Here is a 14,783-nt window from a genome sequence, read left to right as displayed (position 1 = left end):
TATCCATGTCTAAGGTAAAATTAAGTTGGGCCATTTTCCATTCCTCCAATGTTATCGTCGCTGAAAACATTTTATCACAGGAATGGAAAGGCCTTTTCCTATTTACACAATTATATGGACTTCACCGATTTATGAGCATTGTGGAGAGTTTATAAGCACATTAGCCGTTAAACACAAAAAAGGACTTGTCCAAGTGGACAAGTCCTTTCCAAAACGTTTTTAAATGGCGGCAGAGGGGATCGAACCCCCGACCTCACGGGTATGAACCGTACGCTCTAGCCAGCTGAGCTACGCCGCCGACTTAAGATTCGTCAACATGATGTTCACGACCTTATTCATCATATAGATTATGAGCTGATATGTCAACGGTTTAATGACATTTTAATATGCCGATTCATATATCCTTTTTACATCAAGCTTAAATTGCCACTACCCATGCACTTATTCACGCGAAAGAAAACATCCCCGGAAACCGTCGAAATGTTTTTAGTACCAGGTGTCAGGAACAGACAAATTATTAGATAACTAGCCTGTATACTAACGGCAATAGGTCATAGGGGGAATGAGAAATGAAGATGATCAGTAGCAATACACAGAGATCACTGGGGCAACAAGTTCAAGGTGTAGTAGGGTCAATCTTACAACGGAAAGTGCACTTGCTGACGACGTTTCTATTCACGATTGGATCATTCTTTTTATCACAAGCCGTTTTGTTCGACTCAGCGGTACCTTTTTTCTTACCTGTTTGGGCATTAGCCGCAATGCGCTATCCGAAATACATGTTACCGGTCTTCATTGGAGGAATCAGTGGAAGTTTGTTCGTTGGTTTGGGACAATCGATTATTTTTATATTGCAAATGCTATTATTCAACTTGGTCATTCGACATCCATTCACACGAAAATCAGTACCACTTACTGTTGCAGGGACTGTGATTTCCACGCAAGTGTTTTGGCAACTCATTATGTATGCGGGACAACCACCACTCAATGTGCAGCTCGCGATAGGTTTCGAGGCAATCCTCGCATTGCTCATGACCGTATTTTTATTTCTCGCGTTTCCACAGGTGGATAAGTTACTGTATACGCCATGGCGGGCTGAACAACTAGGGGCTGCTTGCATCGTCGCCGCCATGGCCACAACGGGAATGAGCAGTCTGATTATCGGTTACATTTCGGTTCCAGGATTATTACTCTATACAGCGATTCTAATTGCAGCTCTTACGGGAGGTGTGTTATTCTCCACGACAATCGCCATGCTCATTGCAGCCATTACGGGGATGGCAGAACTATCGTTTACGGGCATGATGACTGTTTACGGAATGACTGGATTTGCAGCTGGGTCTATGAAAGGATTCGGGAAGCTAGGTGTTGCGACGGGAGGACTATTTGCATCTGTCTTTTTCCTATTATATGATTTGACGTTACCTCTTGATGAAACACATTTTGCGACAATAGGTGCCGCAACACTGCTATTTCTACTGATCCCGTCGAAACGACTCGCTTCTGTCCGGGAGGTGCTTGTTCCGGAGCATCAGGATTTATCTGAAAAACGGCAGCAATGGTTAGCGCGTAGGTTGGATGAACAACTCACAGACTTCCAGCAATTTGCTTCCTTTATGTCGACAATGGTGAACGATCAGTTCCCAGCTCAAGAGTCAGGTCCACTGGAACAGGTACAAGAAACGCCAAGTGCGTGTAGATCTTGTTTCCGATATTCTAAATGTTGGGCATCTCAAGATGACAGCATGTCGAATTTACTGTCGGAATGGGAGTCAACGTACTCTGCTACTAAAAAAGCAGCCCGTCATCGTGTGGAAGAGAAAATCCGATATAAATGTGTGCGCCATACTGGATTGCTGGAAGAATTGGAAGAGCGCGGAGCGGATCGCTTGCTGATGGGGCAATTGCAACATGGGCGAAAAATGCTTGCATTACAGTTGCGCGATATGAGCACGCATTTAGAGAATATGATGAATGAAATCAAAGAAGACGTAACGATTTATCGTCCATCTGAAGAGGAACTTGGGAAGAACTTGCGTGCTCAGGGGATTGACTTCTTCCAAATTGACATCTTGTCGGAAGAAAAAGGAGCCATGCGTATCGTGTGTTCCATTCCGGAAAGACGCTCATCTTTTGAAACAGATACAACTGTAGCGGAAAGGCTCATTCTCCCGATACTTGAAGAGATGTACCAAGAACCGTTCCAAGTGGAAAAAGCACTGATGAGAGAGCAACCATTTACCCACTTGCAGTTAACCTTTACATCAGCAGTCCGTTTTTCCATGCAGTACGGTGTCATGGCAACGGCAGGAGGCGGCTCGTTTTACGCGGGAGATGCGTATGAAGTGTTCCCGATCCATGATGGCTTGACTGCCGTTTTACTATCGGATGGGATGGGACAAGACATGAATGCCTACTATGAAAGCCAGAAAGTCATTCGGTTGATGCGGGAATGTTTGGATCGTAAAATGGGACCTGAGACAGCGATGCATACGCTGCATTATATGATGGCATTGAACGGTTTGGATGATATGTATGCGACGCTAGATTTAGCACTTGTCGATTTACAGGACGGAAGACTGTGGTCGTGGAAAGCAGGCTCTATGAGTACTTACATTAAGCGGGGTGAGGAGTTTTTACGTGTAGACAGTAAAGCTGTTCCGTTCGGTTTTCTACCATCCTTTACAGTAGAAGCTAAGAACGAAGAATTGAAGTCGGGAGACATCATTGTCATGATGACTGATGGAATCTTTAATGGAGATGTGCCACTGGAGCAGCAAGAGAAGTCGTTATGGCAGATGCTTCAGGTCCATGCTGAGCTAGAGTGTGATGCGCTGGCAGATCGGATTATGGGGGAGATGGAACGTAAATATAAAACTACGGCGGATGACCGAACAGTTCTTGTGATGAAAATTGATCATATTGTACCGAGATGGTCGAGTGTAAAAGTTCGTACACCCTCACTTTTTCGCCAAAAAGTGGTAGGATGAAGATAGAAAATGGCGGAGGTGGTTCAGGTGAAGGATAATCTATTCAAAAAGGTTCCGGCCTTCATCCGCCAGGAACGTTTGTTGCGTAAAGGTGACCGAGTCCTCGTTGCGTGCTCAGGAGGAGTTGACTCGGTCGCGTTGCTACACTATTTAAGCGAGCAACGTAACCGGTTGGAAATTGAAATAGGAGCCATACATGTCGATCATTGTCTTCGAGGAGAGGAATCTGCAACAGATGGCAAGGTTGTTCAGAAACTGTGCGAACGTCTCTTTGTTCCATTTTACGGAACAACCTTACGTGTACCAGAGTTATTAGAAGCACATGGTGGAAATCTTCAAGAAGTCTGTCGCACGGGTCGCTACTCTTTATTTGAAGAAACCATGCAAAGCGAGAAGTTTACTGTACTTGCTGTTGCCCATCACGCCGAAGACCAGTTGGAAACAATTTTAATGCAGCTAGCAAAAGGTCAAAGATCCCAAGGAATGCCTGTTTCTCGAAGGTTCGGTGAGGGTCAGCTTGTCCGACCGTTTCTGTCGCTTATAAAAACAGACTTATATGAGTATGCTGAATTGCATAAGCTTCCGTTTAGAGAAGATCCGAGCAATAAAAAAGACGATTATACCCGAAACCGATACCGAAATCATATTGTCCCTGTTTTGTTAGATGAAAACCCGACGGCAGCTGAGAATTCCGTACGTATGGCGGCGGCGCTTCAAGAAGAGAATGCGTTTCTGGAGAGTCTGGCAAAAGAACATCTGGAACGTCTATTAACCTTTACGGAAAAGGGGATACCCGTTATCCATTCAGCTGAGTTCCGGTCTATGCACACGGCTTTACAAAAGAGGGTAGTTCCTCTACTATTAAAGTATCTTTACAATGGGGAAACTATACCTGCAATTTACAATGCTGACTTATTAGATCAGCTCATTCGCCAATTGTCTACGGACACCGGCAGCGCGTCAATTAGCCTTCCAGATAGGTGGTCGCTGCAAAGGAACTATGGGATTTCAACGTTTGTACGAAACGAAGAAGAGCTGGTGAACGGAATCGTCCCATTTCCGCCAAACGAATGGGTTCAATGGGGTCAATTGAAGTTGCGTTGGTGCAAGTCCTCCGCTGTTGAAGCATCTGAGCTAGACGATGTTACCGACTGGCGTTATTTTCAATCGGTAAAAGGAGCGTTTCCTTCTGTCATTCGATCGAGACGACCTGGAGACCGAATACGATTGCATGGAATGGAGCATTCCAAACGGTTAAGTCGCTTGCTGATTGATGAGAAAGTAAAACAATCGGTACGGGACAGTCTTCCTATCATAGTATCTGAGCAGGGAGATATCTGTGCCATTCCTGGCGTACGTTACAGCGAATCATTTACCAAAAAACCGTCTGCTGAACAGGCGTACATATTGATGATGGTCTGGCCAAAATAACGGCAACTGCTGTTTGTTGTTCAGCCTTACACATTTTAGGAGGAATTTTTTCATGTTGGAAAAAGATATTCAAGAAGTCCTGATTTCTGAAGAACAGTTACAAGAAAAAGTAGCAGAGCTCGGGAAGCAGTTGACAGAGGAATACCAAGACAAGTATCCACTTGCAATTGGTGTGCTTAAAGGCGCTTTGCCATTCATGAGCGACCTTATTAAACGGTTCGATGCATACATAGAACTCGATTTCATGGATGTTTCTAGCTATGGGAATGCAACAGTTTCTTCAGGTGAAGTAAAAATTATCAAAGACTTGAACACAAGTGTTGAAGGTCGCGACATTTTGATAGTAGAAGATATTATCGACAGCGGAAAGACGCTTAAATATCTCGTAGAACTATTTAAGTACCGTAAAGCGAAGTCGATTAAGATTGTAACTCTTCTTGACAAGCCAACAGGTCGTAAAGTGGATTTAAAAGCGGATATGGTAGGTTTTGAAGTGCCGGATGCATTTGTTGTCGGTTACGGACTTGACTACGCAGAAAAATACCGCAACCTTCCATATATCGGTGTCTTGAAGAAGGAAATTTACACAACATAAATGCAATATGAACCCTTAGGGGAATGAGCAGTATAAGACTTTTTTCTTAAGGCATTTTCTTTGTGATTCAAATTGCATATGTGATAAGATTGTCAATAGTTTTCTGTTGAAGAAATGAGGAGGCTTGGGATGAATCGAATATTTCGATACTTTCTATTATATGGGCTGATTTTTCTAGCGATCATGGGAATCTTCAGTTCGCTGAACAATCCAAACCCTAAGATGGAAAAGATCCGTTACGACGAACTACTCACAGCATTAGAACAAGGGAAAGTAGAATCTGTCAAAATTCAGCCTGTCCAACTAGTTTTAGAAGTAACAGGACAGATGAAAAAAGCAAAAGACGGTGAAACTTTCACTACAAATGTTCCGATGAATGATGAGATGACAATGAGCGATATTCGTGATCTTGCACTTGCAAAGAACGCGAAAGTAGAAATTTTACCAGCTCCAGAAACAAGCGCATGGGTTTCATTCTTTACCGGCCTAGTGCCATTTATCATTATCATCATCTTGTTCTTCTTCTTGTTGAACCAAGCTCAAGGTGGCGGTGGTGGCGGAAAGGTTATGAATTTCGGGAAAAGCAAAGCGAAATTACATACCGATGACCGCAAGAAAGTTCGCTTTACAGATGTAGCAGGTGCGGATGAAGAGAAGCAGGAACTGGTCGAAGTGGTCGACTTCCTGAAGGATCCTCGTAAATTCGCTGCCGTTGGTGCACGTATCCCTAAAGGTATCCTCTTAGTAGGACCTCCAGGTACAGGTAAAACATTGCTGGCTCGTGCAGTTGCGGGTGAAGCAGGCGTTCCATTCTTCTCGATTTCAGGTTCTGACTTCGTTGAGATGTTTGTCGGTGTCGGTGCTTCGCGTGTTCGTGACTTGTTCGAGAATGCGAAGAAAAACGCACCATGTATTATCTTTATCGATGAGATCGATGCAGTTGGACGTCAACGTGGCGCAGGCCTTGGTGGCGGACACGACGAACGTGAACAAACATTGAACCAGTTGCTTGTTGAGATGGATGGCTTTGGTGAAAACGAAGGTATCATCATCGTAGCAGCAACGAACCGCCCGGATATTCTGGACCCAGCGTTATTACGTCCAGGTCGATTTGACCGTCAAATCACAGTAGGTCGTCCGGATGTTAAAGGCCGTGAAGCAGTACTTAAAGTACACGCTCGCAATAAGCCTCTTGACGAAACGGTTAACTTGAAAGCACTTGCTCAACGTACTCCAGGTTTCTCGGGTGCAGACCTTGAGAACTTGCTGAACGAATCGGCACTAGTTGCTGCAAGACGCAACAAAACAGTAATTGATATGTCCGACATCGACGAAGCGACAGACCGTGTTATCGCAGGTACTGCAAAAACAAGTCGTGTCATTTCCGAGAAAGAACGCAAGATTGTTGCGAACCACGAAGCGGGTCACGTGGTCGTCGGTTTAATACTTGACGATGCTGAGATTGTTCATAAAGTTACAATCGTACCTCGTGGGCAAGCAGGTGGTTATGCTGTCATGCTCCCTAAGGAAGATCGTTACTTCATGACGAAGCCTGAACTCCTAGACAAAATTGCTGGACTTCTTGGTGGACGTGTATCTGAAGAAATCGTCCTTGGCGAAGCGTCTACAGGTGCCCATAATGACTTCCAACGGGCAACTGGTATCGCGCGATCCATGGTGACGGAATATGGGATGAGTGATAAACTCGGACCGATGCAGTTTGGTCAAGCGCAAGGCGGAAACGTCTTCCTTGGACGTGACTTCAATTCTGAACAGAACTATTCAGATTCAATCGCTTATGAAATCGATCAAGAAATGCAGGCTATCATTAAAGGTGAATATGAGCGTACTAAACGGATTCTTACTGAAAACCGTAGCTTGCTCGATTTGATTGCGAAGACGCTTCTAGAAGTAGAAACGCTCGATGCAGAACAAATCAATCACCTAAAAGACCACGGTACGCTTCCGGACCGCCCTTATGAGCGTAAAGAAGTTGGCGAGGGTGCTGAAAGTGATGCGAATCCGGATGTTACGGGAGCGCCTACAGATCCTTCTGTTGGTGATTTGCCAAGTAACGAAGGAACAAACGAGCCACTTGACTCGATTGACGAAAAACGAAGAGATTAATCATAACCAGCTGACTGTCCGTCAAAAGACAGTCAGCTGTTTTTTTTGAAATGATATGTGGTATGATGTGAGGGAAAAAAGACTATTGAGGTTAGTGAGGAATCAGTCATGCTCTTAGTTTTAGATACAGGTAATACGAATATTGTGCTCGGTGTCTATGAAGGCACAAAGTTGAAGCACCATTGGCGGATGGAAACCTACCGACAAAAAACAGAAGACGAATATGCAATGCAAGTGAAGGCGCTATTTACACACGTAGGACTCGAGTTTACGGATATTACTGGCATTATTATTTCTTCGGTTGTACCACCTGTGATGTTCCCTCTTGAACAGATGTGCAAAAAGTACTTCAATCAGGAGCCGGTCATCGTTGGTCCTGGGGTGAAAACGGGACTCAATATTAAATATGAAAACCCACGTGAAGTCGGTGCCGATCGGATCGTCAATGCAGTAGCTGCAATTCATGAATATGGCAGTCCGCTCATAATCGTAGATTTCGGTACAGCGACTACATACTGTTACGTGAACGAACATGCAGAATACATGGGCGGTGCAATTGCTCCGGGTATCAACATATCGATGGAAGCGCTGTTTGACCGTGCTTCTAAATTGCCGCGCGTGGAACTGACGCGTCCAGAACACGTCGTTGGGAAGAACACAGTATCTGCGATGCAGTCAGGTATCCTATACGGGTATGTCGGACAAGTCGAGGGGCTTGTGGCTCGGATGAAAGCAGAAAGCAAGAAAGTCCCTACTGTTATCGCAACAGGAGGTCTCGCTCCTTTAATTGGCAAAGAGACCGACGTTATCGATGTTGTGGATGACTATCTCACGCTAAAGGGATTAAAACTGATCTATGAACGTAACCAACAAGGAGAGAATGGCAAATGAATGATTATCTTATAAAGGCTCTAGCGTTTGACGGAACAATTCGTGCATACGCTTCCAGAACAACGGAAGCAGTGGGGGAAATGCAACGTCGCCACTATTCATGGCCGACTGCAACTGCTGCGATTGGTCGTACTATGACTGCGACAGTGATGATGGGCGCGATGATGAAAGGCGAAGACAAGTTGACGGTGAAAGTGGATGGAAACGGTCCTCTTGGTGTAATCGTCACAGATGCCGATGCAAAAGGGCATATTCGTGGATACGCGCATAATCCACAAACGCACTTTGACTTGAATGCTCAAGGGAAATTGGATGTGCGTCGCGCTGTAGGGACAGAAGGGATGCTTACTGTTGTGAAGGACCTTGGATTGCGGGATATGTTTACTGGACAAACTCCCATCGTTTCTGGGGAGGTTGCGGAAGACTTCACGCAGTACTTTGTTGTTTCGGAACAAGTGCCTTCTGCAGTTGCGCTAGGGGTCCTTGTTAACCCAGATAACACAGTAAAAGCTTCAGGGGGATTCATCCTCCAAGTGATGCCGGGTGCTACGGATGAAACAATTACGGAATTAGAGCAGCGCATCAGTCAGATGGAACCAATCTCTAAAATGATTGATCGTGGACTGACGCCAGAAGAAATCTTGGAAGAGGTTCTTGGGAAGGAAAATGTCCGTGTCGTCGACCAGATGGATGTCAGCTTTTATTGTAATTGCTCAAAAGAACGTTTTGGGACTGCGATAAAGAGTTTAGGGGAAGAAGAAATCACTACAATGATGAACGAGGATGGACAGGCCGAGGCGGAATGTCATTTCTGCTTGGAGAAGTACATCTATTCAAAAGAAGAGTTAAAGGACTTTGTCGATGAAATCCGGTCTGGATCGTAATCGGGGAGCGGACGAGTCCTCCAAGCGTCGATTAAAAACGAAACCTCTCGTTCTTCTGATTGTAATCTTGGCGGTAGGTAATCTATTGTGGTTCATTGGCTGGCTTATTCCGGACAAAGCGGATAGTCCCTTCCAAGCAGGTGAAGAAGTGGCATCAGTTGCTGGAAAACCGATTACACGTGAGGAATGGATGACGGCAATGGAAAAAAAGGTCGGCCGTGAAGTGTTGCTCGATTTGGTGAATGATAGAGTCATGGAAACAGCTGCGACGGAGTACAAAATTGACGTCTCCGATGAAGACATCGACCGTGAATTAGCATTACTATCTTCCCTTGACGGCAAAGCGTATACGGGACTGGATGCAGACCAAATGCGCAGGAAGGTACGTTCTGAACTCATTTTAAACCGTGTGTTGACGAAAGATATTGTAATCGAAGACAAAGCGGTGAAAGCTTATTACAAAGAGAATGAGGATCAGTTCGAAATTCCAACGACGTATCGTACTTCTTTGCTAGTGGCGTCCACGGAATCGGAAGCAAAGCAAGCGCTCAAAGAATGGAAAGGTGGATCGAGTTTTGACGTTCTCGCGAAAGAACGTTCAATCGAGCCATCCTCCGCTTCTATTGGTGGCGATATTGGGTATATAAGCAGTCGCGCGGAAGAAATTGACCCAGCTATTTTAAGTGCAGCAGAAAAGCTGAAAAAAGATGGCGTAAGTGATGTATTTAAACTTGCAGATGGAACGTATGCGATTGTTGAAGTGGGCGATGTTTTGAAAGGTCGTTCATTTAAACTAAAAGAGGTTAACGAACATATACGTAGTGAACTGGCTCTGCAGCAACTCTCCCAAGCAGTTACACCGGAAACATTCTGGAAAGAATTCGATGCACACTGGTTTTATGGAAAGTAAAAGCTTCGCTCATGCAGCGAAGCTTTTTTGACGCCTTACATCAGGTTTGTATAGTTTGACAGATGGCACATTTCTCTTGTAAACTGAATACATTATAAAACCTACCTATTAACTAGGGATTGGAGTGTTGGAAATGAAGAAAGTAGGAAACTCTGTTGCAGATTTAGTCGGTCAAACGCCTTTGGTGAAATTGAATCGTCTTGTAGGCCCGAATGACGCGGATGTCTATTTGAAACTGGAATACTTCAACCCGGGCTCCAGCGTGAAAGACCGTATTGCATTAGCGATGATTCAAGCGGCTGAAAAGTCAGGCGAGCTGCAAGAAGGGGGTACCTTGATTGAACCAACGAGTGGGAATACAGGGATCGGGCTTGCAATGATTGCAGCAGCTAAAGGTTATAAAGCGGTCCTTGTAATGCCGGATACAATGAGTCTTGAACGTAGGAACTTATTGCGTGCATACGGGGCCGATCTCATTTTAACGCCTGGAGCTGAAGGAATGAAAGGTGCTATCTCAAAAGCGGAGCAGTTATCTGAAGAAAACGGATGGTTACTTCCGCAGCAATTTAACAATGAAGCAAATCCGGAAGTGCATCGCCTCACAACCGGTCCTGAAATTGCTGATGCACTCGACCGAGTAGATGCATTCGTGTCGGCAGTAGGTACTGGCGGTACGATTACCGGTGTCGGAAGCGTATTAAAAGAACGGTTCCCTGATGTGAAAATTATCGCCGTTGAACCGACAGACTCACCTGTACTTTCGGGAGGGAAGCCTGGACCACACAAAATCCAAGGAATTGGCGCAGGGTTTATTCCGGAAGTGCTTGATACTGGTATCTATGATGAAATTACACTAGTGACGAATGATGAATCCTATGAGTACGCACGCAAGATGGCGAAGGAAGAAGGTATTCTAGGCGGGGTTTCATCTGGAGCAGCAGTGTTTGCAGCACTGAAAGCCGCGAGGGAGCTAGGAAAAGGAAAAACCGTCGTTGCGATATTGGCTTCGAATGGCGAGCGTTACTTGAGTACACCACTCTACCAATTTGAAGAAGAGTAACGAAGAAGCGAGAGGGAGCGCAAATGCTTCCTCTTTTTTTATATCGTTCCAGTAGGAAAATGAGAGAGTAACCGGTAAACTGATACAAAAAGCTGTTTGAGGATGAATGGCAAGGAAGGGAATGTGTATGCAGTGGAATTAGATTACGCAAAAGCTCCTTATCGGCTTGGCGGAACTGAACTCGACTTCTCTAAAGAAACGGTCGTTATGGGGATATTGAATGTAACGCCGGATTCTTTTTCGGATGGTGGACAGTATAGCCAAACGGACGCAGCGCTTCGCCGTGCGACAGAGATGTTGAAAGACGGTGCAAAAATCATCGATATTGGGGGGGAGTCTACACGGCCTGGACATACACCTGTTTCGTTAGAGGAAGAACTGGAACGTACGATACCGATGATAGAAGTGCTCTCAAAAGAGTTGGATTGTGTGATTTCGATTGATACATATAAAGCGCTAGTCGCGGAAGAAGCGATGAAAGCGGGTGCTCATATTATTAATGATGTATGGGGTGCGAAGCGCGAGCCGAGGATTGCAGACGTTGCAAAACAGTACGGTGCTCCAATCATATTAATGCATAATAGAGAACAAGCCATCTACAACGGGAATTTTGAGGATGAATTCCTGGCGGATATTGAAGAAAGTATTGCGATTGCCCGTAGTGCAGGGATAGAAGCACGTAATATTTGGCTGGATCCGGGCATTGGGTTTGCGAAAGACTTGTCAGAGAACATAGAAGCCATGCGAAGTCTGGACGGGCTTTCGGCACTTGGCTATCCCGTGCTGCTCGGAACTTCGAGGAAGTCATTGATTGGGAAAGTACTTGACCTGCCTGTTGATGAACGAATGGAAGGGACGGGGGCAACGGTTTGCTATGGTGTTGAACATGGTTGTCATATTGTACGTGTCCATGACGTGAAGGCGATTGCACGAATGGTGCGCATGATGGATGTGCTGACAGGTAAACAAAAACTTACGATTTAGGGGGACTACTAATGGACTTTATACATTTGAACGAAATGCAGTTTTATGGCTATCATGGGGCACTTTCTGAAGAAACGGTTCTTGGACAGCGGTTTACAGTGTCTGTCTCCATGGCTGTCGATTTGTCTGAGGCCGGAACGAATGATGATTTATCCAAAACAGTGAACTACGCGGAAGCTTATTCCGTTGTTCAGTCTATTGTGGAAGGGGATCCGGTTAAGCTCATTGAAGCAGTTGCTGAGCGGATTGCCAGTAAACTGCTTGGAGATTACAAGACACAAGTATTGGGGGTTCGAGTGCTGGTTGTGAAACCGGATCCACCGATACCTGGCCACTATTCGTCTGTGTCGGTGGAAATTGAACGAGGTCAGTTATCATGAATACAGCGTTTATATCCATTGGGACGAACATGGGAGATCGACAAGAGTATTTGCAGTTGGCGGTTACTTCTCTAGGGGCCACGGAAGGTATAAAATCAGTTGAAACGTCGTCAATCTATGAGACGACACCTGTAGGGGTTACGGATCAAGCGGACTTTTTGAATCTAGTTGTTTGTGTTGGAACGGAGCTTACGCCTCTAGAGTTATTAAATGAATGTCAGCGAATCGAAAATGAGTTAGGCAGAGTACGGACGATTCGTTGGGGACCGAGAACTGCAGACCTAGACATCTTGCTATATAACAACGAAAGTATCGAGTCGGAGACGCTTTCTGTCCCACATCCTTGTATGCGGGAGCGGGCATTCGTGTTAATCCCCTTAACGGAACTAGCGCCGGAATGCTTAGATCCGGTTACCGGACGTCCATTTCGTGAAGAACCCGCAATGCAAGAAGGCGGAGTGAAATTGTGGCAACCTGGTAAAATATAATTGAGTGACACTGACTCCGATGGTGGAGTCCTCTGCCGATAAATTATGAACGTAAACAGGCGATGTCCTAAAGAGTTGTTTAGTGGATTTATGAAGCTGCTTATCCAGTGGCTTTTTTTACTGGCTAAGATTGTGTACAATAAGACTATAATAGGCGATTAGCGCACGAAGAATTTAGAGGAGTGATCAGGATGTCGAATATAGAAGAGTTAAATGACCAACTTCAGGTGAGACGCCAGAAGATGGAAGAGATTCGTAACGGTGGACGCGATCCATTTGGTGCGCGATTTGAGCGAACTCATTTATCGAACGAGTTAATTGAAGCGTATAGTGAATTATCTAAAGAGGAATTAGATGAAACGCCACATCAGGCAAAAATCGCAGGACGCATTATGACGAAGCGCGGTAAAGGGAAGGCCGGATTTGCACATATCCAAGATCTTGGTGGCCAGATTCAGATTTATGTACGTCAAGATGCCATTGGTGAAGACACGTATAAGTTGTTTACGATGGCTGATCTTGGAGATATTGTAGGAATCGAAGGTACTGTTTTCAAAACTAAGGTCGGAGAACTCTCTATTAAGGTGACGGAGTTTACGTTTTTATCAAAAGCGTTGCGCCCGCTTCCTGAGAAGTTTCACGGGCTACAAGACATCGAACAACGTTATCGCCAGCGCTACTTAGACCTAATCTCTACAGAAGGTAGCAAAGAGACATTCATTTTACGCAGCCGTATCATTCAGTCGATGCGTCGCTACTTGGATGGACAAGGCTTCTTGGAAGTGGAGACACCAATGTTGCATTCTATTGCCGGCGGAGCATCTGCCCGCCCATTCATCACACACCACAATACATTGGATATGACTTTGTATATGCGAATTGCAATTGAGTTGCATTTGAAGCGCCTGATTGTCGGGGGATTAGAGAAAGTGTATGAAATTGGTCGTGTGTTCAGAAACGAAGGGATCTCGACACGTCACAATCCAGAGTTCACGATGATTGAGTTATATGAAGCGTATGCGGACTATAACGACATCATGGCATTAACAGAGAATATGATTGCTCATATCGCTGAAGAAGTGTTAGGAACAACGAAGGTGCAATACGGAGAAGATATCATTGATGTGTCTCCTGGCTGGAAACGTCTGCACATGGCGGATGCGGTTAAGGAATATACAGGCGTAGACTTCTGGACGGAAATGACGAAGGAAGAAGCGCATGCACTTGCTAAGGAGCATGGGATAGATGTACAGCCGACGATGGAAGTAGGACATGTGCTGAATGAATTCTTCGAGCAAAAAGTAGAAGAGCAGCTTGTTCAACCAACATTCGTTTATGGGCATCCGGTTGAAATTTCACCACTTGCGAAGAAAAACCCAGAAGACGGTCGCTTTACAGATCGATTTGAGTTATTCATAGTACGCCGTGAACATGCTAATGCATTCACAGAACTAAATGACCCGATTGATCAGCGCCAACGTTTCGAAGCTCAGCTCGTAGAAAAGGAACAAGGCAATGACGAAGCGCATGAAATGGATGATGACTTCATCGAAGCGTTAGAGTATGGTCTTCCACCAACAGGCGGACTTGGTATCGGTATTGACCGTCTTGTTATGCTGTTGACAAATGCCCAATCCATCCGGGATGTATTGCTATTCCCTCAGATGCGTTCTAAGGACTAACTGTAAATGAAGAAGCGTATCTCGCTTGTCGAGATACGCTTCTTTTTATTCGGGAGTAAAATACTTGCGTTAGATTCCTTCGCGTGGTATATTTGAACACGTTGCTTTTGACATAAGTATTTATGTACTACAACTTAAGCGAAACAAACTTTTAAAAAAGTGGTTGACGCGGATTATACAGTATGGTATTATATAAAAGTTGCCAAAACAACAAGAACACAAAACAGAAACACTATGAACCTTGAAAACTGAACAGCAAAATGTCAACGAAATATCGTTTGGGAAACCGGTTCTGCCGGTGGAACAAACACAAACAGATCTTAACTGATCTGATAGACATCTTAAATGATGCCAGTACGAA

At 44.9% G+C, this 14,783-nt stretch carries 12 protein-coding genes and 1 tRNA gene; 12 read left to right on the top strand and 1 reads right to left on the bottom strand.

The genetic code is table 11. The annotated features are described in order from the left end of the window. Nucleotides 1-224: 224 nt before the first annotated feature. Nucleotides 225-298: transfer RNA gene (locus DVB69_RS01645), tRNA-Met, on the bottom strand. Nucleotides 299-569: 271 nt separating this feature from the next. Between DVB69_RS01645 and DVB69_RS01640 the strand changes: the two genes are divergently transcribed. The 12 genes from DVB69_RS01640 to lysS all read left to right on the top strand — a co-directional run bounded on the left by DVB69_RS01640 (nucleotide 570) and on the right by lysS (nucleotide 14,422). Next, nucleotides 570-2,990, top strand: coding sequence for a SpoIIE family protein phosphatase (locus tag DVB69_RS01640; RefSeq protein ID WP_116015935.1), 2,421 nt, complete (start codon nucleotides 570-572; stop codon nucleotides 2,988-2,990). Nucleotides 2,991-3,017: 27 nt separating this feature from the next. Continuing rightward, on the top strand, nucleotides 3,018-4,421 hold the full coding sequence (tilS, locus tag DVB69_RS01635) for a tRNA lysidine(34) synthetase TilS (protein ID WP_158541006.1): 1,404 nt from the start codon (nucleotides 3,018-3,020) through the stop codon (nucleotides 4,419-4,421). Nucleotides 4,422-4,473: 52 nt separating this feature from the next. After that, a complete protein-coding gene (gene hpt, locus DVB69_RS01630) occupies nucleotides 4,474-5,016 on the top strand; it encodes a hypoxanthine phosphoribosyltransferase (RefSeq protein WP_116015931.1) in 543 nt (180 codons plus the stop codon). Nucleotides 5,017-5,145: 129 nt separating this feature from the next. After that, the gene (ftsH, locus tag DVB69_RS01625) at nucleotides 5,146-7,143 is read left to right on the top strand and encodes an ATP-dependent zinc metalloprotease FtsH (RefSeq protein ID WP_116015929.1); all 1,998 of its coding nucleotides are present in this window, start codon (nucleotides 5,146-5,148) and stop codon (nucleotides 7,141-7,143) included. 108 nt (nucleotides 7,144-7,251) lie between these two features. Then, on the top strand, nucleotides 7,252-8,034 hold the full coding sequence (locus DVB69_RS01620; RefSeq protein WP_116015927.1) for a type III pantothenate kinase: 783 nt from the start codon (nucleotides 7,252-7,254) through the stop codon (nucleotides 8,032-8,034). Further along, nucleotides 8,031-8,918: an Hsp33 family molecular chaperone HslO gene (hslO, locus tag DVB69_RS01615; protein ID WP_116015925.1), complete on the top strand. Its 888-nt coding sequence runs from the start codon at nucleotides 8,031-8,033 to the stop codon at nucleotides 8,916-8,918. Before DVB69_RS01620 ends, hslO begins: the two co-directional genes overlap by 4 nt. Further along, nucleotides 8,896-9,828, top strand: coding sequence for a peptidyl-prolyl cis-trans isomerase (locus DVB69_RS01610; protein WP_116015923.1), 933 nt, complete (start codon nucleotides 8,896-8,898; stop codon nucleotides 9,826-9,828). Before hslO ends, DVB69_RS01610 begins: the two co-directional genes overlap by 23 nt. Nucleotides 9,829-9,961: 133 nt before the next feature. Then, nucleotides 9,962-10,888: a cysteine synthase A gene (gene cysK, locus DVB69_RS01605; protein WP_116015921.1), complete on the top strand. Its 927-nt coding sequence runs from the start codon at nucleotides 9,962-9,964 to the stop codon at nucleotides 10,886-10,888. Between the two features lie 102 nt (nucleotides 10,889-10,990). Further along, nucleotides 10,991-11,872 carry a dihydropteroate synthase gene (gene folP / locus DVB69_RS01600; protein ID WP_116015919.1) on the top strand — a complete coding sequence of 294 codons (882 nt, stop codon included), beginning with the start codon at nucleotides 10,991-10,993 and terminating at the stop codon, nucleotides 11,870-11,872. Nucleotides 11,873-11,883: 11 nt separating this feature from the next. Further along, on the top strand, nucleotides 11,884-12,252 hold the full coding sequence (gene folB / locus DVB69_RS01595) for a dihydroneopterin aldolase (RefSeq protein WP_116015917.1): 369 nt from the start codon (nucleotides 11,884-11,886) through the stop codon (nucleotides 12,250-12,252). Then, nucleotides 12,249-12,740, top strand: a complete 492-nt coding sequence (folK, locus tag DVB69_RS01590) for a 2-amino-4-hydroxy-6-hydroxymethyldihydropteridine diphosphokinase (protein WP_199562786.1) — start codon at nucleotides 12,249-12,251, stop codon at nucleotides 12,738-12,740. The genes folB and folK overlap by 4 nt, the downstream gene beginning before the upstream one ends. A 191-nt stretch (nucleotides 12,741-12,931) precedes the next feature. Continuing rightward, nucleotides 12,932-14,422, top strand: a complete 1,491-nt coding sequence (gene lysS, locus DVB69_RS01585; protein ID WP_116015913.1) for a lysine--tRNA ligase — start codon at nucleotides 12,932-12,934, stop codon at nucleotides 14,420-14,422. Nucleotides 14,423-14,783: the final 361 nt, after the last annotated feature.

This window comes from Sporosarcina sp. BI001-red (assembly GCF_003384035.1).
In the GTDB taxonomy this organism is placed as follows: domain Bacteria; phylum Bacillota; class Bacilli; order Bacillales_A; family Planococcaceae; genus Sporosarcina.
This window is presented reverse-complemented; position numbering and strand designations above follow the sequence as displayed.